The sequence below is a fragment of the Mesobacillus jeotgali genome (assembly GCF_014856545.2).
In the GTDB taxonomy this organism is placed as follows: Bacteria; Bacillota; Bacilli; order Bacillales; family Cytobacillaceae; genus Mesobacillus.
This window is the reverse complement of record NZ_CP109811.1, coordinates 4,344,571-4,366,392: the sequence shown is the minus strand read 5'-3', so window position 1 is coordinate 4,366,392 and position 21,822 is coordinate 4,344,571. Positions and strand designations below refer to the sequence as shown.

The window sequence follows — 21,822 nt, the reverse complement described above, 5'->3', positions numbered from 1 at the left end:
GTTAGAAGGGCTTCTGGAATGAGCGATCGGAGCACAAATATTACTTTGTGCTTTCTTTTTTAAATTTAGGAGATGGACGCTTCAACAAACTGATTTATAATATTACCAAGGGGCTAATCCGTATAAAAACACTAGTTTTAGCCTTCATTTATTAAGTTGGTATGCTGATAAGAAATATATAAATGGATTACATGTTAAGGGTTTTAGTTGGAGGGATTGGATGAATACATTGGCAAACCGGGCTTTTGCAGCTACGGAATGGATTACGAAGTTTGCCTATATAAATCTATTATGGATTGGGTTCTCACTGGCAGGGCTCATTGTCCTGGGTTTTTTTCCGGCGACGATTGCGATGTTCACAATAATTCGCAAATGGCTGAAAGGGGAAACGGAAATCCCGATTTTTCGGACCTTTTGGACAACCTGGAAATCAGAGTTTTTCCGCAGCAATGGATTAGGAGTGCTCGTGGCTGTATTCGTTGGGCTTATTGTTTTTAACCTAGTTTTCGTAGAAAAGTCAGGAACCGGCTTTACAAGTGTCATTCAAATTCCCATCTACTTGTTTATGTTCGCTGCAATCATGACTATACTCTATCTATTCCCGGTATATGTACACTTTGAATTGAAGTGGTTCCAGATCGTTAAAAATTCTTTCCTGATGATGCTCATCAGCCCGATTGAAAACATAGTGATGATCGCAGGCATCGCCGCAGTGCTATTCGTGATAAGATTCATTCCTGCATTAGGCTTCTTCTTCGGCGGCAGCCTCATAGCAGCCATCATCATGTCCGCAGCCTATCTCGTTTTCGGCAAGATGGACAGGAAAAGAAGTATATCTGAGTAAAAATATTAATCATGAAAAGGACCCGATGGGACTGTTTGCTGAATGTTTGTGAACAATCTCATTGGGTTTAGTTATTGCTCTGGCAATGAAAAGTGAGGGAACAGGATTTTTGGTCATGCACTATATAAGTCTATTTTATAGTGAGCTTTCAGTACTGCTCCAAAAAAAGTTATGAAGTCCTGTTGATTGCAGTGGAAGGCGCGTAGACTCCTGCGGGATCAGCGGGAAGGTGAGACCCCACAGGCGCTAGTAGCGCCGAGGAGGCTCACCGCCCGCCCCGCGGAAAGCGAAGCGCCTGGAACGGAAATCAACAGCCCCATTTCACCTCAGTCAAAAATAAAGACTGTAGACAAGCTCAAGTTCATCGAGGTGTGTCTACAGTCTTTATTTTTTTAATTAAGAATCTATTTGAAGCTCAAAATCACCCCTTAACAGACCCAGCTGCCATCCCCTCAACAATCTTGTCACTTAAGAACAAGAAAGCTAGCAGAATTGGTACTATACTGATTACTAGAGTTGCTCCAATCGCTCCCCAGTCTGTTAAATATTGTCCTACGAAGTTATTGATCCCAACCGTCAGTGTCTTCCAGTTATCTGAACTGATGAAGGTGTTCACAAACACGAACTCATTCCAGTTGTAGATCATATTGATGATGGCGGTTGTTGATAGAACAGGTACGGTCATCGGCAGGGTAATCTGGAAGAAAATCCTGTGGATCGAGCATCCGTCCATGACCGCAGCTTCTTCAATCTCCCGCGGGAATGTTCGATAAAAACCTAATAGAATCATAATCGTCAAAGGCAAATTGAATGCCGTATACGATAAGACAATCGATACAGGGCTGTCAATTAAGTTAGCGTTGTTGTACATATTGAACAAAGGGATGATGGTCGAATGCAATGGAATCATATAAGCGACCAGGAATAGTCCAAGAACAAGGCCGCTAAGCTTCCAGCTCATTCGTGTCACCGCAAATGTCACGAAACTGGCCAGGATGATCGTCAAAGCAACAGATAAAACGGTGATCCATACGCTATTGAAGAAGTAGACACCAATATTGCCTGAAGTCCAGGCCTTTGTGTAGTTGCCCCATTGCGGATCTTGAGGCAGCGAGAAAGGTGACATGCCGAATACTTCCTGATTGGTTTTTAATGAAAAGAACAACAGCCATACTAATGGGTAAATTTGAATGACAGCAAATAACCCTAATATTAGATAAAGAAATCCAAATCCGATTTTGTTCAAGTAAGATTTCTTTGTTTTTTGGGGTGCGGAAAGGGTCGTTGCTGCTGGTTGTGTGCTAACCTCGCTCATTATGTTTCACTCCCTTAAAATTGAACATCGTCTTTAGATTTCGTTAGTTTCGAAATTAACCAGGTCATGAAGAGTGCGATGACTAGTAGTCCAAAACCGATGGCACTTCCATAACCGAAATTATTCAATTTAAATGCTTCTTTATACATATAAGAAGCCATTACTTCACTGGCCCCGTTCGGCCCTCCGCCTGTCATAACATAAATCAAGTCAAAATATTTCAGTGAACCAACTACTGCAAGCATGATTGTCACTTTAAAAATTCCAGAAATCAGGGGCAGTTTGATCTTATAGGCAATCTGGAATGAGCTTGCTCCATCAATTTTTGCCGCTTCAATGATTTCGTCCGGGACATTCTTCAATGCTGCATAATAAATCAGAATATAGAACCCTGCAAACTGCCAGATAATTGGAATGAAAATTGCGTATAACGCGATTTCTGGATCTGCCAGCCATATGGGTGTATTTTCCACACCAAACATCTCAAGTAATTTATTTGCCATTCCGTTCGTTGGATCGAAAATCTTCATCCAGAGCTGGGCAATGGCAACAGAGGATAATAGCATTGGAATTAAATAAATTTTCCTTAATAGATCCGAACCTTTGATTTTACTGGCTAAAACCAGGGAAATGACCAGGTACAGCAGCAAGCTTGCCGTTGAAAAAATAGCTAAAAGAAAAGAATGATAGGTACTTGTCCAGAACATTTTATCCTGAACGAGGGTGATATAGTTATCCAGCCCAATAAACGTCATCTCACCGATTCCGTCCCAGTCCATTAAACCGTAATAGCCTGATAAAGCGATGGGAATATAGATAAGGGTAAGGATGAGAAGTAATGCTGGAAGCGTATAAAGGGCGATTACGTATTTATTCGACATAACATTTTTCATGTTGGTTAGCCGCCTTCCTTTCCTATAAAGAAGAGGGCATATTCATCAGCAATATGCCCTCTTTCTAAGCAAGTATTATTTCTCAGCAGCGAGTGCTTCTTCTTGCGTTTTTGCAAACTTTTCAGGAGTTGTTTGTCCGCCGAATAATGCTTGAATCTGGTTCAAGTGAACATCTGCTACGCTGGCAGACATCTGAACATCTGCATATAGAGTCAGGTTCGTTGCGTTTCCTAAGTCATTCAGGATGTCAATGTACATTGGGTGAAGCTCGCCATTGGATGTATCAACGACTGTAGCCGGAATGACTCCAGCGTCAACAACGGAACGCTTGCCCCATTCTTCTACCAGGTAGGAGACAAATTCTTTCGCTTCGTCTTTAACCTTTGATTGTTCGGATACGAACAGTCCTACACCAGGTCCGCCTACATAGCTGTCAATATCGCCTTTTCCGCCTTCATAGGTAGGGAACTTGAAGTAACCAACTTTGTCCTTGAATTCCTGGGATACATCAGGAGTTGTTGTATAGTTTGGAAGCTCCCATGTCGCCATCATGTACATAGCAGCTTGTTCATTCATAAAGTAACCTTTTGCTTCATCATTGGAAAGACCGTTGTAGCCTTTGACGAATGCATTCATCTTAACAAGCTTTTCAATTTCTTCAGCTGCCTGGACAAGAGCTGGATCTTCAAAGCTTCCAGAACGGTTGATTGCATTGTTCAAAGCTTCAGGTCCGCCAATGCGGTCAGCAAGGTACATATACCACATGGATCCAGTCCAGCGGTCTTTGTTTCCTAGAGTGATCGGAGTAACCTTGTTATCAGCAAGTGTTTCAACGACATTCAGGAATTCATCATATGTCTTTGGAGCTTCTAAATTATATTTCTCAAAAATTTCTTTATTGTAATATACCGGGGTGATGTTCAATTCAAGAGGTACAGCATATGGCTTTTCGTCAACTGAGAAAGCATCAAGCGTACCAGCAACGAAATTGTCTTCTTTAGCAATGTCATCTAATGGAGCAAACATCTTTCCATCAACGAAAGGCTTCATATATCCAGCAGCCCAGGTGATCCCAACATCCGGCAGTTCATTTGAAGCAGATAATACTTTGATTTTCTCCTTGTACTGCTCATTGCCTAGAATTTCGGTCTGGATGTCTACATCAGGATGTTCCTTTTCATATGCATTGATAATGTCATCCACAATAGTGTATTGTGCATTTGAACTTCCTTCTGGCCATAGATGCATCATTTTCACGACAGTTTTATCTCCGCTGGACGCCTTCTCATCGCCTGAGGAACCAGTAGAGGAAGAACAGCCTCCCAAAATCAGTCCGCCTGCCAATGCCAAGGTCATCACAGAGGAAAACGCTTTCTTTTTCATCAATCCAAAACCCCCTCAATTGTTTGTTTGTCTATGCCTTACAGTTAAAGTCTAACACCAGGGGGGAGACCAAAAAAGGCAACTATGATTAGGAAAAATACTACTATTTTTAGAAAGCCCTTTCATTTCCTGTTTTTCGATAAGCACTCGGTGTCATACCCTCTATTTCTTTGAAAATCTTAATAAAGTACTTTGCGGTTTTATAGCCGACTTCTTCTGCTATCTCATTAATCGGGAGGGTCGTCGAAAGGACTAATTCCTTTGCGCGCTGGATTCTTCTTCTGGTCACATATTCACTGAAATTAAGGTCGACTTGCTCCTTGAACAATACGCTAAAATAGCTGGGATTTAAGTGTACATGGGCAGCAACATCTTTCAATGTGAAATCTTCCTTTAGATTGCGGTCAATATAAATGATTGCCTTGCGGATTGTATCTTTGGTTGAATCCATCTTGTTGCTGGTATCGACTATTTTCTCGTCGACCACTTTTTCGATCAACCCGGCCCTTTCTTGCTTTTCCATGATTTTCACAGCGTCTTCGACAGCTTCGATCAGCTTCTTTTTGCCAATGGGTTTTAAAAGATAATTGATGACACCGAGCTTTAATGCTTGCTGTGCGTACTCGAATTCGGAATAGGCGGATATGACAATCACTACGGGCCTCATTCCTTTTTCCTTCAGTGTCTTTAATAACTGCAGACCTGTCATTTCCGGCATCCGGATATCGGATAGTAAAATATGAATCTTCTTTTCCTGTGCAATTCGCAGGACATCCTCACCGCTTTCTGCAGTGAGGATGGTGAATTCACCGTTGTTCCAGCTTTCCAGTGTTCTTTGCAAGCCTTGCCTCGTTCTCGGTTCATCATCCACAATCAAAATATTTTTAGACAACATTCTTTTCGCCTCCTTCAATCGGTAGTTCGAACGTAATCCGAGTTCCATGGTCCAACTCACTCTCAATCAAAAGATCTGTGTGTGAAAGGCCCTGGTAATATAGTTTTAAGCGCTTATAGACGTTTGAAATAGCCATCCCTTTTCCGCTCGCAGAGGATGTACCGCCATCTTCAATTGATTGGATAATCTGTGACAGCCTCTCTGAATCCATCCCGGATCCATCATCTTTTACGATGATACGAATCCGCTCTTCGTTCTCATATTTGACGGGTTCCACGGTTACAGAAATCTGGCAGTTTCCTGTTTTATTTCCAGCTCCATGAAGGGCTGCGTTTTCTACCAGAGGCTGTATGATTAGTTTAGGAATTCTGACATGCTCATATTTTTCCGGGACCGAGACATGCCATTGCAGCCTGTTGCCAAAACGCATTTTCATGATTTCCATATAGTCGCTGATGTGCTTGATTTCGTCTTTCAGGTACACCCAGTCATCATCGGTTTCCTTTGTAATGGTATAACGGAACAAATCAGACATGGCCACTACCAGTTCAGCAAGCTCTTCCTCATCTTTTTCATCAAGTGACCAATGAAGCGCATCTAACGTATTGAATAGGAAATGCGGGTTGATTTGTGCTTGAAGCGCTTTCAACTCACTTTGGCTCCTTAAAATCTCCTTCTGATAAACCATCTGCATCAAGTGGTTCGTTTCTTTTACCAGTTGGTTATAAGTGCTGTTTAATTCATTGATTTCATTAACGGAATACACTTCCGGATTCTGAGTTAATGAACCGTCTCCAGCTCGCTGCATCGTTTTTGTCAATCTTAATATCGGGCTTGTAATCAAGGTAGACAGAAAGAAAGAACTGATGGTAAAAATGATGAGGCCGACAACCCCTGACAATATAATGCCGTTCCTGATCCAGGACATTCCCTCAGTCAGCTCACTGACAGGTGTTAAAATGAAGACAGTCCACCCTGTAAGGCTTGATGTTTGCTTTGTTACGATATAATCCCGCTCATTTAGCTGTACGACGTTTTCTTTGCTTTTAATGATACTCTCGATATCGCCGGTATAATTTTGAATGATTGGATTTTGATCTTGATCCAAAAGAATCGAGTATTGGTCGTTCTCATACTTTTCATTCGCAAAGTGAAAATGATTCCGGTTAATACTGATTAAAAGATAGCCGCCATTTCTATATTGTCTTTCCATTAAATTAACTCTTCGGATCGCCAGGTAGTAGTTTTTATCATTTGGATCTTCACCAATCCATACGATCCGTCCTCTTGCCTTATATGCTTCATCAATCCACTTTTTGCCGATTCGGTTTATTAGTTCATCCTCATCAAGGGGGAGGATCCGCTGCTTTTTGTCAGAAAACAGCTGAAAGGAAAAAATCCCATCCGTATTCCCGATAATCCGGTTGATATGCCCCATTAATTGCTGCCTGTCGCTAAAAGAGACCTGTTTTCCGTCATGGACATCCGTTAAGATTCTTTGAACCCCTTCATCTGTTATGACAAGCTTTGAATTCATATTGATTTGCTCGTAAAGAGATTCGATTCGGCCATTGGCTTCAATCGCTACTTGCTGTATTTGCTTTTCGGCGTTGTTCTGAAGCAGTGCCGAAACTTGTCCTAATGTTAGAAGACTCACGATCAATAATACAATGACCATGACAATCAAAAAGATAAATAGAATCTGGTTGCGTAATGTGTTCCACTTTTTTAGTTGTTTCAGCACGGGGAGTTCGCCTTTCTTTTCTATGAGTATTTGTATTTACTATTATATCTCCTTTCCTAATCGCTGTTGATATGTCTATTTCAGGTAAAATGTACAAAAATTCAGGATGCAAATGGCTTATTTTCCATCTAGTCCTATTTTATCATTTTTAGAGAAAACTTTAAATTATTAGTTTATTAAGTGGATAAACAAAGTTTAGTGCTGATATAATCTTCTTACGTCAGGTAACTGCTGCCTATTTTTTTACACCTCTATGAAAGCCCTTTCTTATGTTCCTGACCAAGTAAACTGATTGAGGGGGGAGAATTCGTTAGAACTGTGTAAAATGCTAAAAAACAATTTTAGAAAGCGGGGAACTCCTAATATGTTAAAAGTATTGCGTAAACCATTTCTTACTGGACTGGCTTTGGCCCTATTTTTACCTGCCGGATTATCCAATGTTGCAGCAGCTGAACCGGTGAGTGCACTGGATGTCGAAGTGGAACTTGATGAAAGGTATGCAGATTCATTCGATATTGGGGCAGCCGTTGAGCCTAGCATGCTCGAAGGAAAGGACGCTGATGTCCTAAAGCGTCATTTTAACAGCATTGTGGCCGAGAATGTCATGAAACCGATTAATATCCAGCCTGAAGAAGGGAAGTTCAACTTTGAGGAAGCGGATAAAATCGTTAAGTTTGCGAAAGAAAATGACATGGAACTGCGTTTTCATACGCTGATCTGGCACAGTCAGGTCCCTGATTGGTTCTTCCTGGATAAAGAAGGAAACCCTATGGTCGATGAAACAGATCCTAAGCAGCGTGAAAAGAACAAAAAGCTATTGCTAAAACGATTGGAAACTCATATTAAAACGGTCGTCAAGCGCTATAAAAATGATGTGAGCTCATGGGATGTTGTCAATGAAGTAATTGATGAGTATGCGCCTAACGAAGAGGGCTTACGAGAATCTCCATGGTACCAAATTACAGGTAAAGAGTATATCAAGGTTGCTTTTGAAACGGCGAATCGCTTTGCCGCAAAGGACGCCAAGCTTTACATCAATGACTACAACACTGAGGTAGAACCGAAGAGAACCCACTTGTATAATCTGGTGAAGGAACTAGTTGAAGAGGGTGTTCCGATCGATGGAGTTGGGCATCAGGCACATATCCAAATCGGCTGGCCATCTCTTCAGGAAATGGAAGATTCCATTAACATGTTTGCTGAGTTAGGCCTTGACAATCAAATTACAGAGCTAGATGTAAGCCTCTATGGATGGCCGCCAAGACCTGCTTATCCATCTTATAATGAAATTCCAGAATTCGAATTCGAACGCCAGGCAGAACGCTATGATAAGCTGTTCGAACTTTATGAAAGTCTGGGAGACAAGATTAGCAGTGTGACATTCTGGGGTGTTGCCGATAACCATACTTGGCTGAATGACCGTGCCGAACAGTACAATGATGGAGTGGGAGTAGACGCGCCATTTGTATTCGATACTGAATACAATGCCAAGCCGGCTTATTGGGCTATTATTGACTAAAAGAATAAATAGCTTAATAGATTGCATTTCCTTGGGAATTCCTGCATCCACTTTGTTGTTTTAAACAACAAAGTGGATGCAGCTAAAAATAGGAGGGAACGGTGCGGATGAAAAAATTTAAAGGACTGTTTATGGCTTTGATCCTATTACTAATTGCAAGTACTCAATTCCAGCTGCCAGCCAACGCTAAACAAACTGAACAGGTTGAAATTCCTGTCTTGCTTTATCATGTCGTGAAACCTGATCCAGACCCGAATAATCCTTATCAATTCAGTCTGGAAGAATTTGAAAAGCATATGGCTTATCTTCATGAAAATGGCTACCGCACTTTAACAATGAAGCAATACTTTAACATCCTTGATAAAAAAGCGGCGATGCCAAATAAGCCAATTCTCCTGACGTTTGATGACAATTCAAATGATTTTTATCCGTATGTCTATCCAGTCCTGCAGAAGTATGGGATGAAGGCGACTCAATTCACGGTGTCCAATTGGGTGGATGGAAGCTGGAATATGACTTCAGATGAACTTCTGACAGTAATGGAGAACGGGGTAGATATCCAAAATCATTCCGTAACACATCCAGCGCTTGCCGATCTAACTAGGGAGCAGCAATACACAGAAATCAACGAAGCAACGAATGCCCTTAAAAAGTTAACAGGCAGAACAACAAATACCTTCGCCTATCCATATGGAAGCTATAATGCCGATACAATCTCCGTTTTAGAGGAACTAGGGTTTAAAGGCGCATTCAAAGTAGGCGGCGGACTCAGCACAGATCAAAGTGACCGATATGAACTGCCTCGGATTATGATCCTGCAAGAACATACTTTAGGGGATTTCATTAGAATGGTAGAGACGGGGTATTAAATTAAATGGAGAGTAGAGTCGGCCATGGGGGTTACCCTTTGGCAGGCTTTTTATGTTTGAAAATATAGACACTGATGATAGAAAAAGCAAATCGGCTGCCTCCATTGGTAAAACTTTCAGGGGGAAGCCAATAAGAAGCTCGGCTGTTTAAACAGACGAGCTTCTAGCATAAGTGTAAGACAGAGATTTCTCCGCTTAGTTTATTTTTTGCAAAGACCGTGATAGAAAGACTGAAAATTGAGCCCGAGTAATCGGCTCATATGGACGGAATGTTTTATCTGCAAAACCGTCTACGATGCCGTTATGGTAAGCGATGATGACGAAAGGTCCTGACAGTTGGCTTAATGAAACATCTGTAAAAGGATTTTCAGGATATGGCTGCTGATCTGATGGAGCAAGTGCGGATCTGATTAAATGAACGGTTGCATCTCCCCGGTTTACTGGTTGATGCGGGCGATAGGTGCCGTCACCAAATCCGGTCAGTACATCGATTAGTTCCAACTCATGAATATAGCCAGAACCCGTTACACTCGCTGGAACATCAGGAAACCTTGTGTCAACCGGCTGTTCCCCAGGTATTCCCTTTGCACGGCCAATCATAATGGCAGCTTGAGCGCGGGTGACAATTTCATTCGGCCTGAAAGTTCCGTCCGCATAGCCACCAATAATCCCTTTCTGCACCAAATACTCCATTTCTTCCTTTGCCCAGTGATTGGTGATGTCACTAAATGAGCTGGCTTTTGCTTCACCATTGAATACAAAGAGGCTTGAGGATAACATAGCGCTTAACAAAATCCGAGTTATTTTATTCATTACTCCTCCTCCTTACCATTTATTTACCATCTTTCTTTACCTTATCATCTCGATACTTAAATTGTATAACGATAAGGCATTATGATATAAAACTTAAGCTCTTTTATCCTTCCATTATCCTTCCAATTCTAGTAGACTGATAGATGGAATAAGAGGAAATATTCTCTATCTACATATTTAAAACACTCATCTAGGAGGGAAGAAGTAATGGCAATCTATAAATCTATTTACAAAAAGCTATTGGCAGCCGGAACTGCTGCTGTAGTGATGGCAAGCGTAGCTGCTCCGTCTGCGTCTGAAGCGGCTTTGCCGTTTGATGATGTACCAGAAAAATATCTATCATCGGTTGAATATCTTAATTCTAATGGGATTGTAAAGGGAACTGGAAATCTGTATGGTACAAATGATAGTATGACGCGCGGTACTACAGCAATTATGATTGCAAGAGCACTAGGACTAGAAAATGAAACTGCTCCAGATGCTGGCTTTCCAGACGTTGATGGGCAATATACCAACGCGGTGAATAATCTATCTTACCGAGGTATAATAAGCGGATCTGGCGGTAAATTCTTAACCAGTAAAAAGTTGACAAGAGGAGATATGGCTAAGATTCTTGTTAAAGCTTATAACATCCCGCTGAATGTGAAGAATTCACCATTTACCGATGCGACTGGCGCATTCGCTGACTATATTGATGCAATTTATGCTGCTGGTATCACCAAAGGGATATCTGCTAATAGTTTCGGAGCAACAAATGAGATTAAACGTGGTGATTTTGCGACTTTGCTGTTCAAAACTATTAATAGATTCGGAACTGCATGTGATTACGATCCAAACTCAACGGTAAATCCAGATCCACAGACAATCAATTGCTTGATTACGGAAGTGGCAAGAGATTCAAATGTTCCGCCGGAAATTGTTAAGGCAGTTGCCGAGAAGGAAAGCGGCTGGGTACAGTTTGTTGATGGAAATCCACTAAAGAACTCAAATGGTGATGGCGGCATTGGCTTGATGCAAATTACTAACAAGGCTGGCTACACTGAACAACAACTGGGATACAATGTGAAGGAAAACATCAAAGCAGGTGTTAACTTTTTGACAACGGCGTTTTACGATCGTTCCGATCTGCCGAAAATCAATAACCATGACCCTAAGATGCTTGAAAGCTGGTATTTTGCTGTGATGGCCTATAATGGCATTGTTCCTAAGAACAGTCCTGTAGTACAGGCAACTGGACAAAGGAATACGTTAGCTTATCAAGAATTGGTTTTTGACATTTTGGATAAAGGGAACCTCTATGCAGGCGATCCACAGCTTGAAACCAATATTGATAAGCTGGATTTGAAAAAGGAAGACTTCCAGTACGATCCGAATACAGGAACACCAATCAAGTTCCTTAAAAAATCATATCAGTTGAACGCAGCTGACCTGACTCCGTCAACACAATTTTTCAAAGTAGGGGACATTGTGACATACGATTCAAACCGCCTGCGTGCGATTCCTTCAAGAAGTGGATCTGAAATTGCAATAACCACAGGTTCTAGGGTGAAAATAATCGGCGAACCAATGGCCGATCAAAATTCAAAATCCGCAAATCATTTTGTATGGTACCTCGTCGAGGACGTCAATACAAGAAAAATCGGCTACATTGCATCACCATATATCAAATAAAGATAACAGGCACCATCCAATAAATGGATGGTGCCTGAACTTTATCTTGGCAGGTTGAAGGTGGCGGTTTTTCCTTTGAAGGCTTCGTTGCCGTCTTTCCCTATAAACGGTCCGAATTCTAGGGTGAATTTCTTGTACAGGTCGAATTCGTCTTTTCTGAATAGGAAGACGTGCAGTTTTTCACCTTGCTGGCCTGCTGCGATTTCGAGCGGCTGGCTTGGCTCAGCGATACCCTGGCTGAAGTAACGTGCACGGTTATCATCAATATTCAGGATTGTGCCAAGGTTGGTAATGCTGACTGCCTCACTTGATTGGTTATCGATATTCACTTTCACTGTCAGTGCTGTTATACCGTTTTCACCGAAGTCAGTGAACATCTCTTTGTTGGCTTCTGTTGGGATGATTTCCGTGTACTGTACACCGTCAAGTGTCACCTTTACATCGCCAATTTGCTGGGTCTCATTGATTCCGCTCTTCTCGAAGATCATCTTCTTATCAGCCCAGTTATCAGAAGTCAAACGGTCCTGGTAGAATTCCTGCTGGGAGGCAACCTGCTTGGATTGCTCATCGTTGTAAACAAAATCGTAGGATTGTGAATTTTGCAGATAGCTATTTTCAAAGCTATCATTATCAGCCACTCCACCCTCGATTATGTACTTCGGCTTTACTGTCTTCATTCTCTCAAACTCTTCATTTGTTAGGGCAAAGGTCACCATTCCAGATACCTTTTCCTTTGGCTCGTATAAGGTAAAATCATCTTGATTCTGCTTGATCATAAAAATCTTCTGTTCTTCCGGAATCAAGTTACTCCCGTCTGACTGGATAAAATCAAAATCATTCGCCAGCTGCAGACGGTGGTAGTTCGAATACCACATTTTTTTGTCTGTTCCGTTTTCAATAGTGACTTTAGCAGTAACGACATATCCTTCTGTTTGATCGTCAAACCATACTTTCGTGCTATCATTTATGTCAGTCACCTTTGCAATTTCATATCCATCGACCGAAACCTTGAAACCATTCATATCATGAGTATATTTAGCATCATTGTTTGTGAAGACAACCTCTATATTTCCCTCTGTTTCCTCAGCGATCGCCGGGTTTAGTTCGCCATTAGAACTAGCTGACGACTCAGTTTTTTCCTCTGAATCTTCTTTTTCCTCTTTCGCTTCTTCCTTGTCTTCCGTTTTCGGTTTCGTTTCAGCCTCTGCCTTCGAAGCTTTTTCATCATTTCCACAAGCACTTAAGACAAGCATCAACGAAAACAGTACCCATACAAACTTTTTTTGATCCATAATTCACAACCCTTTCTTTTGTACAGACCATACAATATAGGTCTTTTGCAAATGACTTTTCCATTATATAGAAAAGATGTGTGAAATATCGAATAATTTACATTTATTTACCAAAAATGAGAAGAAAGGCCCAAATTAAAAAAAGTGACAGGCACCATCCAATAATTGGATGGTGCCTGTCACCCTTAGATTTGGTTGGCAAGTAGTGTGACTAATGCGCTAAGTATAATAGATAGGAGAATGAGGGAGGCGTACATAATAGCTTTGTTTCGTTTTTTTCTCCTGAGCTTGGCTTCTGGTGTGAGGTGCTGGTAGATTGTCGACATCAAATAAATCCCCTTTTACTATGTAGTTTGATGGCAGCTGGCAGGCGTAGTTTTTGCTTTAGCCCCTATAGCTTTGCGTCATTGCCTTTCAGCAATTTTGCCCTTAAGACATAAAGAAAATTCTGAAATGAATAAATGCACTATGAACTTTCTTTCCCGGTTGAGTAGCCGGTTAAACAGGAAACTGCTGTATTTTTTGAAAATGAGTCTTACTGACTAGTGAGGAATTGGTATGAGGTAATAAAGAAGATTAGGTTTAAAAAGGGATGTTTATTGTCAATTTAAATGGCCGATGACAAAAACACCTCCATAGGGTGGTTACTATGGAGGTGCAGTTCAATACGTACATTGGAATGGTTTCCGAAAAAACAATGTGTTCTCGCTAATTTTACTTCCGATCAATATAACTATTGTCTTGGATTATACCCAGTTCGTCTTCGGTCACCTGAAAATACTCAGCCAGTTCTTTTTCGCCTGTCTGAGGCGGGAAGGTCCTTCTTTTAAGCGGTCCGTATTTGCGCCTGTTATAGGAACTCCACCAGCTGAGGAAAGCGGCACTCAGGATCACCACGAGGATGGTGATAAGGATAATTGAATTCGCATTAGCTAAATTCAGTTCAAGGAAGGTGAAATCCAGGGTACCTTCGTAATGAGTAATGAAGTTATACAGAAACAATGCGAGAAATGCCCAGCCGAACAAGGTGAAGAGAAGATCTATGAGTTTTCGCGGTTTGGACTGCTTGTTGTTTATGATCATGTTGTCTCCTTATAAATGGAGTCCGCGGTCAGGACTTTCCCAGGTTGCGAACTGTTTTTTGTTTTTCTTGAGGATCTTTAGCCCTCTTGGGAGCGCCCTGATCACAAGCAGGGCATTGATATGCCAGTAAAGGATTGGGTACCAGATTCCCCAAAGCATGTATTTCAAGATTCCTTTTTCATACTTCTTCTCAATGAATAGGGCGACGAGGAATTGCAGCAGACAAATGATAGATAGATAGTTTCCGATCCACAAAGTTGGCATGATGAATTCCTGATGGAAAAAGTATCTGTACAGCATAATGAGCAGCGAGACAAACCAGGTGATTGACCAAAGAACGCTCAGCACCTGCTCGAGATAGACAGGATACAGCCTCCGCTGACGCCAGTCGAGAAAGATATCCATATGGCGGAGGGTGACCTCGATACCGCCCTGGGTCCATCTCAGCCGCTGCTTCCAGATTCCCCTCAATGTTTCTGGAACGAGCATCCAGCATAGTGCCTTCGGTTCGTAGCGAACATCCCAGAATCTCCTTTGCAGCTTCCACGTAATACCAATGTCGTCCGTGATCAGGTCAGTATCCCACATCCCCGCGTCCAGGAGGGCTTTTTTACGAAAAACGACAAATACTCCGGAAACTGTCATCACTTTTCCGAGCACTCTTTGCGTCCTTTTTATCAGACCAATAATGCTGGCGTATTCTACAAGCTGGATTTTCGCAAGCAGGCTTGTCCGGTTGCGGATTCTTGGGTTGCCGGTTACCGCTCCCACTCTTTCCCCATTATTAGGAGTAATGAAATGCGGGACGATATAGTTGAGTGCATCCTTGTCGAGGATGGCGTCACTATCAATTGTTGCGATGAGCTCACCTTTGGAAGCGAGCACACCCTGTTTCAGGGCATTTGCTTTGCCTTTGTTATTTGCAATGTTGACGACACGCAATCTTGGATAGATGTCTAATAATGATTTCAGTATCTCAAGTGTACGGTCCTTGCTGCCATCATTGATGACAATCACTTCATAATCCGGATAATTGAGATCTGATGCATATTTTACTGTTTCCTCGATTGTCTGTTCCTCGTTATATGCAGGAATCATCAGAGAAACGAAGGGTAAATCCTTGATATTTTCTTCAGGAATGAAATTGCGTTTTTCTTTTTTTACATAATAAATCAAGCTTCCTGTAACCCAAATAATTCCCATTACCAGTGGATAATAGAATAGAAACAGCACTAAGAAGTTAACCAAATTTGCACCCGTCCTATTTAAAAATTTCAGTAGTATTAAGATGATATTACTTTGCTGGGTTGCAGATTAGCAATCTTTAATATTTGGTAGTATTTGGAGAGTTCTGACCGGAGGATTTGGTTGGAGTTACCAAGTGACAGGCACCTTCCAGAGACAGGAAGGTGACAGGCACGTTCCAGGTAATTAGAAAAAGCAGACTCACACAGATCCGTGTATTCGGAACTGGTGAGCCTGCTTTCTTATTCTTCATCGACAGTGTCGATTGTGCGAGTATCAACGGCTGCCCAGATGAATTCGCGCATGAAGTTCTGGTAACGCTGGTGTTCGTGCAGGAATACAAGATTCACTCTTTCTAACAGGACTCTATAGGCATCTTCCTTCGTTCTTGTAAGAACATAGATATCATAGTCAGTGTCCCAGTAGTCGAGGATGAACATGATCAGCTCGCGTTTTTCGGTACTATTCATTGCGGACCAGTCGTGGCCGTCCATCTCCTCGAGAGAATAGTAATGATAGTTCCACCACAGTTCATCAAGAAATACCTCAGCATGATCATCTTCCACTGTGCCATCAGTATAGGTGATCTTAATCAGGCTGTCGCCCAGATAGGTGACCTTTTTAATATTTTCATAAACTTCTAAAGCAATGCGATTCAATGCTAATTCGAAGTACTTATGTTCTTCGATTGTGAATCGGTAGGTCAGTTTGGCGAATGCTTCACGTGTGGTTGCATCCTGCGGGAAGTAGTATGTTCCATTTCCGTCAGCAAAGCCAATATCCTTCAGGAAAAATACATGGTGTTTGGCCCAGCTTGAAATCTTGCTGGAATCGGCAAATGAATTTTTGTAGTCGAGCATGTGAACAAACTCTTCCAGACCCATGGCGCGTACGAACATAACGGCCATTTCCTGTCTAGTGATAAAGTCATTTCCGCCAAAAGACGTCTTGGATTTGCCATGGGAGATTCCGGCCTTCACCAACGCGCCGACATACGGTCTTGACCAGTCAGACAGGTCGGTAAACTGTCGGGCAGCATTTGCATCTGGAGACAGTCCCATCGCAAGCGCAAGCATTTTAGCATATTGAGCCCTTGTTACTTTTTCCTTTGGCCGAAACGTGCCATCCATATATCCACTAATGATGTTTTCCTTTGCAAGCCTTTCGATATGAGGCTTCATCGGCGAGGAATCAATATCGGTAAACGCACTAGCGGCTGCTGAAGCGCCTCCGAAAACACCAAATAACATGGCAGCAGAAACAATAGAAATAATAACTTTTTTCAAGTTTTCACCTCATTAGATATTCTATAAAATTAGTATAAAGGAAGTGGGAGAGAAAATCCGGTGGCTTTCGGACTAATTAGCCCAGTATCCCTAAAACAGGGAGGAGTCTTGAGGGAATATAATGATTTTTAAAAATAGACAAAGAGAAAAAAAGAGACAGACAACACTTTTCATTTTATGATAAAATAGGAAAAAATAACTAATTTATTTCAAGATTGTGAATATTATATAGTTGGGACTCTTGCGACTGGCCTGCTCACATAAAAGAGAGAATAATGTCACTACATGATGAAGGTAGGAGTTTATATGCACTCATTAAACATCAGTAAAATTACGATTCCTTATGATCCAGAGTTGCTGCATAAATGGAAACGACGGAATCCTGCAGTTGTTCCTGCTTTTCTGCTTGGCCGTAAAGGGCCGGGAATCAGCAATGGGTACGGATTTGGTGAATGGCATGCTGAGCAGTATTTCCGCAGTCATGGCTATCATGTTTTTACGGATGAGTTTAATTTTCTCTCAAAGAAATCGATGTTTGACCCATATAACCGGATGATTGCGACTCTTATTGATCATGAAAGGATTTCAGCTTTTAAGCAGGAAGTGACCCGGCTGATTGAAGGAAACGTCTCAATAGAAAACCCGGATTTATTTGTTTATAACTTAGATTCTATCTTTTTTGCTGAAGTTAAGAAGGGAAGAGACAATCTAAGAGAATCGCAGCTGCGCTTTATGTACCTTGCTAAAGAGTACCTTGGAATTGAGAGTGTATTAGTCTACCTTTGTGACGCAACAATCGAAGTTGAAGTAGATGAGATTGAGGTACAGTTTTCAATGAATGAACTTCAAGAGGTATAAAATCGGTGACAGGCACCATCCAATTTATGGATGGTGCCTGTCACCTTAAAGGAATATGGTGACCAGATGTAGAAGTAGTTCATTATAATTTACGGGCAGGGAGAATGCAGGGATGAATGGGAGAATTCTGCTGTTGCTTCTGATTTCTTTGGTGATAACGGGTGGTTGTTCTGGTCAAACTCATGAAGAGGTTGTGGTTAAGGCTGAAACGAAGAGAAGCAGAGATGTTTACACAGAAATTCGAATCCCTGTCATTCAGGATTTCATGCCAAGGCTTAACTTTGTGCCGAGGAGTAATGTTCAAACCCATGTGGTGCTCCATTTTATCAGCCATGCGGCAATGAATCCGGAGAATCCATATATATATGAGGATATCCGGGAAATTTTTGTGAATTATGATGTTTCACCTCACTATATGATTGACCGCGAAGGGAAAATCTATTATTTGCTGCCGGAAACCAGGGCTGCCAGGCATGCGGGCAAAGGAGAGCTGCCAGGGTATCCTGAATATAAAGATGATTTGAATGACTATTCAATCGGGATCGAGCTTATGGCGATTGGTACTGAAGCCGAAATGGGAACAATCCTTTCTGCAGATGTCTATAAAAAGATTCCTCAAGAGCATATTGGTTACACGGAAGCTCAATACCAGTCACTAAACCTTCTGCTTGAAGATATCCTCGCCAGGAATAAGAAGATTCTGCGGAACAGAGAGCATATTATTGGGCATGATGAGTACGCCCCTGAACGAAAGAACGATCCGGGAAGCTTGTTTGACTGGTCGAAACTAAAGCTTGAAGGAGATTCATGATGAGGCTCCATCACTTTATTTTTAAAATTGAAACAGGGCTTACTGCTGGAATGATAGTTTTAGTGGGTGCATTCACTATTTGGCTTATAGCAAAAAGTGTTAAGAAAAATGATTAAAGGGGAGTCTACAGCCATTGACCATGCAGCAAATGTTAAAAGAAATCATAAAGGAAACGATTGCCCCGTTATATAAAGCCAAGGGTTTCAAAAAGAGAGGGAATAATTTTGCAAAGGACTGTGGCGAATTCGCTTTGACGGTGAATATCCAGTCCTCAAGGTGGAATACAGCAGATGAGGTTGAATTCACGATCAATACAGGGATTTTTACAGATAAACTCTTTGGGACCTTTTATGACTTTGCCCCACCGCAATTCCCGACCGAAGTGAATTCAGTGCTAAGGCAAAGGATTACCGAGCTGAAAAATATACCAGACCACTGGTATAAGCTTAGTTCAGACACCAATATTGAGGAATTGAAGAAGCAGATTGAAGCTGACATTGAAACTGTCATTTTCTCTTACTTCGAACGGTTTAATAGCATAGATGATGTAATAAAAGAGATGGAACAGTATGAAGAACAGGGAAAATACGAAACCCCACACTTTTTAACCATCCTGTACCATGCATACGGTTATAGCGACAAAGCCAAGAAACGAATAAAGGAATCCTACAAGCGGGCAGAGTATGACTCGCAAAAAGAATATACGAAAGAACTTGCAGAGCGATTAGGTATTTCGTGACAGGCACCTCCCAAAAAAAAGGGAGGTGCCTGTCACTTTTTCTATATTGACTTTTAGAATAATCTGGTAAAATAAGTATAGGAAAATAGTAGGAGGTTTGTGATGGTGAGGGGAAAACAGAGATTTATAGTTTTGTTGGCTATGTTTTTACTGACTGGAAGTTTGATTGCCGTTGGACCTGGGTTCGCTAAAGCTAAATTTGTAGATGTAAATGAATCATATTGGGCGTCGGAGGAAATCAGTTTTTTAGTTGAAAAGGGTGTGATTGGGGGTTATAAGGACCAAACATTCCGTCCGGGGGAAAATATTACCCGTGGACAGGCTGTCATCATGATTGCAAGGGCCTTTAAGTTGGATGGTTCCAAGTACAAGGATCCTGGGTTGAAGGACGTCGGTAAAACAAGTCCATATTATCTGCCGGTAAAAGCTCTGATTGGTGAAGGTATTTTGACGGAAGTCATTACAGAAAGCAAGCTGTTGCCTTCCAAGTCATTGACGCGCGGTGAAATGGCCTCTATTGTAGCGAAGGCATACAAGCTGGAAGGGAATTATAAAGGTCAATTTAAAGATGTGGGCAAAACACATTTTGCCTATGATGATATTAACTTGCTTGCCGCTAACAATATCACGTTTGGTTTTGCTGATAAAACCTTCAGACCGAATAAACCATTAACGAGAGTGGAGTTCTCGGTTTTCTTAGCCAGGGCAATTGATGACCGATTTAAGACACCATCTGATGATGAAAAGTCAGTCAGTCTTCCTAAAGTTGATCTGGTCGGGCTGGATACGGATAACCCATATTATTGGACTACCAATCAAGCCCATGTTGCTCTCGGCGGGAAAGGCGGAGTGTTAAGTCAAATTAAAGACTACGTTCAGCCCGGGATGGAATTCTTGGCATGGAAGGTGTCAGAAAAACCGATTAACCTCTCAGAAATGATGGGAAAGCCTGGGAGGATCGATACGATTGGAAGAAATTCAGCCATTATTACCCACATTTCTAGTGAAGAAATTTCTGATCCAAAACGATATGTTACGGTCATTTTCTATGACAAGGATAAAAAGCCATTGGCCTACCAGGAAAATGTAATTACACTCAAACCTGCTATCATCACCCAAACCTCAGCAGACAAAATCGATGGCAATGGTATTTTCAAAGTGGACAATAGCAGAGGGGTTTATTTCATTTCCACGAATCTTCCTGCAAACTATCAGACACTTGGATCTTATTATTCACTGCACGGCAGTTATTCAGATTTCACATACAATGATGCCATTTCCGCCAAAGGAGACCGCATCTTTAAAATTAATGACAGCTTCGGTTTATCGGCAGTTGCCATAACCAACTTCAAAGAAACCAATAAAGACGGCAAGTTCTATATCACCCTTGTTATCTATGATCAAAACCTCAAGCCAGTAGCCTATGTAAAAGAAGAGTTGAATTTGAATTAGGTGACAGGCACCATCCATTAAATGGATGGTGCCTGTCACCTGGAAGGGATGAATTAAGTGGAGTTGATGATGTTTTTGTTTGGTTTGTTGGCGGGGGCTGCTGGTTTTGGGGTTTTTCATTTTTTTGAGAAGAGAAGGATTCAAAGGGAACAGTTTGAGGAGGATCAGCGCTTTTCTGGTCTGGTAGCGAGTACGAAGGATATTATTTATTATTTTGAAAAGAAGCCGGGGTTCCAGTTTCGTTATGTCATGCCGCCTCTGGAGCATTTTTTCGGAGAGGAAATGGCGAAGGACGCCTTCGTGGATCCATCAAAATTCTTTTACCTGGTACATCCTGACGATTTAGAAATGCTATGGAAGAAAATCAGGGGCGAGGTGGATTACAATCAGCCGATCATATATAGGATAAATGACCGGAAAGGCGGCTATACCTGGTATGAAGAATATACGACCCCTGTTTACAAGGATGGAGAAATCGTCGCTTTGCAGGGAATACTCCGAAATATTTCAGAGAAAATCAAACTTCAGGAGGAACTGGAGTATCGGATCAATCATGATGATCTGACAGGTCTGTACAATAGGGGTTATTTTGAGAAGGTACTTGAAAAGTATGATTCTGTTGAGGATTTATCTGCTGCGGTCATTATGTGCGACCTGGATGATTTGAAGCATGTGAATGACCATTATGGCCATAAGGCAGGGGATCTGTTAATCAAAACGGCTGCCAGCATCTTGAATTGTTTTGCTTCTGACCAACTCGTCGTTGCCAGAATGGGGGGAGATGAGTTTGCCCTTTTAGCCACTGGTTTTAGCCGCGATCATATGGACAGAATGGTTAAAGAAATCGCTGAAAAGGTGAATAGCCATAGTATTGATAGCATTGGATTATCTGTCAGTCTTTCAGTTGGTTATGCTTTTTGTGATCACTCTTTATATAAAATGGATAAGCTTGTTAACGAGGCAGACCAAGATATGTACCATAACAAGAAGAATAGGAAGCTTGTAATGATATGAAAAAGTGCCAGGCGCCTCCCAATGAATGGGAGGTGCCTGGCACTTTGTTTTGTCCAGCTTCAGTGCCTAGCCCCTCGAGTCGCTTCGGTCCTGCCA

General features: G+C 41.7%; 19 protein-coding genes and 1 riboswitch. Of the genes, 9 read left to right on the top strand and 10 right to left on the bottom strand.

Going from position 1 to position 21,822, the window contains the following annotated elements; genetic code table 11:
- The first annotated feature begins 220 nt into the window (after positions 1-220).
- On the top strand, positions 221-844 hold the full coding sequence (locus FOF60_RS22255; protein ID WP_192471021.1) for a YesL family protein: 624 nt from the start codon (positions 221-223) through the stop codon (positions 842-844).
- A 421-nt stretch (positions 845-1,265) separates the two neighbouring features.
- Here FOF60_RS22255 and FOF60_RS22250 read toward each other — a convergent pair whose 3' ends face one another.
- The 5 genes from FOF60_RS22250 to FOF60_RS22230 form a co-directional block, all read right to left on the bottom strand.
- Positions 1,266-2,159, bottom strand: a complete 894-nt coding sequence (locus tag FOF60_RS22250; protein ID WP_192471022.1) for a carbohydrate ABC transporter permease — start codon at positions 2,157-2,159, stop codon at positions 1,266-1,268.
- Positions 2,160-2,173: 14 nt separating this feature from the next.
- Entirely contained in the window at positions 2,174-3,052 is an 879-nt protein-coding gene (locus FOF60_RS22245) for a carbohydrate ABC transporter permease (protein ID WP_192471023.1), read from the bottom strand.
- A 75-nt stretch (positions 3,053-3,127) separates the two neighbouring features.
- A complete protein-coding gene (locus tag FOF60_RS22240; protein WP_192471061.1) occupies positions 3,128-4,435 on the bottom strand; it encodes an extracellular solute-binding protein in 1,308 nt (435 codons plus the stop codon).
- 109 nt (positions 4,436-4,544) lie between these two features.
- Positions 4,545-5,330, bottom strand: a complete 786-nt coding sequence (locus tag FOF60_RS22235) for a response regulator transcription factor (RefSeq protein ID WP_192471024.1) — start codon at positions 5,328-5,330, stop codon at positions 4,545-4,547.
- Entirely contained in the window at positions 5,320-7,074 is a 1,755-nt protein-coding gene (locus FOF60_RS22230; RefSeq protein ID WP_192471025.1) for a sensor histidine kinase, read from the bottom strand. The genes FOF60_RS22235 and FOF60_RS22230 overlap by 11 nt, the downstream gene beginning before the upstream one ends.
- Positions 7,075-7,438: 364 nt before the next feature.
- On the opposite strand from FOF60_RS22230, the gene FOF60_RS22225 reads away from it, so the two are divergent.
- Together FOF60_RS22225 and FOF60_RS22220 are read left to right on the top strand one after the other, a co-directional pair.
- Positions 7,439-8,593, top strand: coding sequence for an endo-1,4-beta-xylanase (locus FOF60_RS22225; protein ID WP_192471026.1), 1,155 nt, complete (start codon positions 7,439-7,441; stop codon positions 8,591-8,593).
- A 107-nt stretch (positions 8,594-8,700) separates the two neighbouring features.
- On the top strand, positions 8,701-9,462 hold the full coding sequence (locus tag FOF60_RS22220) for a polysaccharide deacetylase family protein (protein WP_225649981.1): 762 nt from the start codon (positions 8,701-8,703) through the stop codon (positions 9,460-9,462).
- A gap of 195 nt (positions 9,463-9,657) precedes the next feature.
- Here the strand turns inward: FOF60_RS22220 and FOF60_RS22215 are convergent, their stop codons facing one another.
- Positions 9,658-10,275 carry an S-layer homology domain-containing protein gene (locus FOF60_RS22215; protein WP_192471027.1) on the bottom strand — a complete coding sequence of 206 codons (618 nt, stop codon included), beginning with the start codon at positions 10,273-10,275 and terminating at the stop codon, positions 9,658-9,660.
- Positions 10,276-10,482: 207 nt separating this feature from the next.
- Between FOF60_RS22215 and FOF60_RS22210 the strand changes: the two genes are divergently transcribed.
- Complete coding sequence (locus tag FOF60_RS22210) at positions 10,483-11,946, top strand: S-layer homology domain-containing protein (RefSeq protein WP_192471028.1); 1,464 nt, start codon at positions 10,483-10,485, stop codon at positions 11,944-11,946.
- A gap of 41 nt (positions 11,947-11,987) precedes the next feature.
- On the opposite strand, the gene FOF60_RS22205 is transcribed toward FOF60_RS22210, so the two are convergent.
- The 4 genes from FOF60_RS22205 to FOF60_RS22190 all read right to left on the bottom strand — a co-directional run bounded on the left by FOF60_RS22205 (position 11,988) and on the right by FOF60_RS22190 (position 16,852).
- A complete protein-coding gene (locus FOF60_RS22205) occupies positions 11,988-13,238 on the bottom strand; it encodes a DUF5068 domain-containing protein (RefSeq protein ID WP_225649982.1) in 1,251 nt (416 codons plus the stop codon).
- A 355-nt stretch (positions 13,239-13,593) separates the two neighbouring features.
- A riboswitch (cyclic di-GMP riboswitch) is annotated at positions 13,594-13,676 on the bottom strand.
- 276 nt (positions 13,677-13,952) lie between these two features.
- Positions 13,953-14,321, bottom strand: a complete 369-nt coding sequence (pgaD, locus tag FOF60_RS22200) for a poly-beta-1,6-N-acetyl-D-glucosamine biosynthesis protein PgaD (RefSeq protein WP_192471029.1) — start codon at positions 14,319-14,321, stop codon at positions 13,953-13,955.
- Positions 14,322-14,330: 9 nt separating this feature from the next.
- Entirely contained in the window at positions 14,331-15,569 is a 1,239-nt protein-coding gene (gene pgaC, locus FOF60_RS22195; protein WP_225649983.1) for a poly-beta-1,6-N-acetyl-D-glucosamine synthase, read from the bottom strand.
- A gap of 239 nt (positions 15,570-15,808) precedes the next feature.
- Positions 15,809-16,852, bottom strand: coding sequence for an S-layer homology domain-containing protein (locus FOF60_RS22190; RefSeq protein ID WP_192471030.1), 1,044 nt, complete (start codon positions 16,850-16,852; stop codon positions 15,809-15,811).
- 306 nt (positions 16,853-17,158) lie between these two features.
- Here FOF60_RS22190 and FOF60_RS22185 point away from each other — a divergent pair, with 306 nt between their 5' ends.
- The 5 genes from FOF60_RS22185 to FOF60_RS22165 all read left to right on the top strand — a co-directional run bounded on the left by FOF60_RS22185 (position 17,159) and on the right by FOF60_RS22165 (position 21,726).
- Positions 17,159-17,710 carry a hypothetical protein gene (locus FOF60_RS22185; protein ID WP_192471031.1) on the top strand — a complete coding sequence of 184 codons (552 nt, stop codon included), beginning with the start codon at positions 17,159-17,161 and terminating at the stop codon, positions 17,708-17,710.
- Positions 17,711-17,822: 112 nt separating this feature from the next.
- A complete protein-coding gene (locus tag FOF60_RS22180; RefSeq protein WP_192471032.1) occupies positions 17,823-18,521 on the top strand; it encodes an N-acetylmuramoyl-L-alanine amidase in 699 nt (232 codons plus the stop codon).
- A gap of 139 nt (positions 18,522-18,660) precedes the next feature.
- On the top strand, positions 18,661-19,260 hold the full coding sequence (locus FOF60_RS22175) for a DUF4304 domain-containing protein (RefSeq protein ID WP_225649999.1): 600 nt from the start codon (positions 18,661-18,663) through the stop codon (positions 19,258-19,260).
- Positions 19,261-19,362: 102 nt separating this feature from the next.
- The gene (locus tag FOF60_RS22170; protein ID WP_192471034.1) at positions 19,363-20,712 is read left to right on the top strand and encodes an S-layer homology domain-containing protein; all 1,350 of its coding nucleotides are present in this window, start codon (positions 19,363-19,365) and stop codon (positions 20,710-20,712) included.
- A gap of 66 nt (positions 20,713-20,778) precedes the next feature.
- Entirely contained in the window at positions 20,779-21,726 is a 948-nt protein-coding gene (locus FOF60_RS22165) for a sensor domain-containing diguanylate cyclase (protein WP_225650002.1), read from the top strand.
- Positions 21,727-21,822 lie beyond the last annotated feature (96 nt).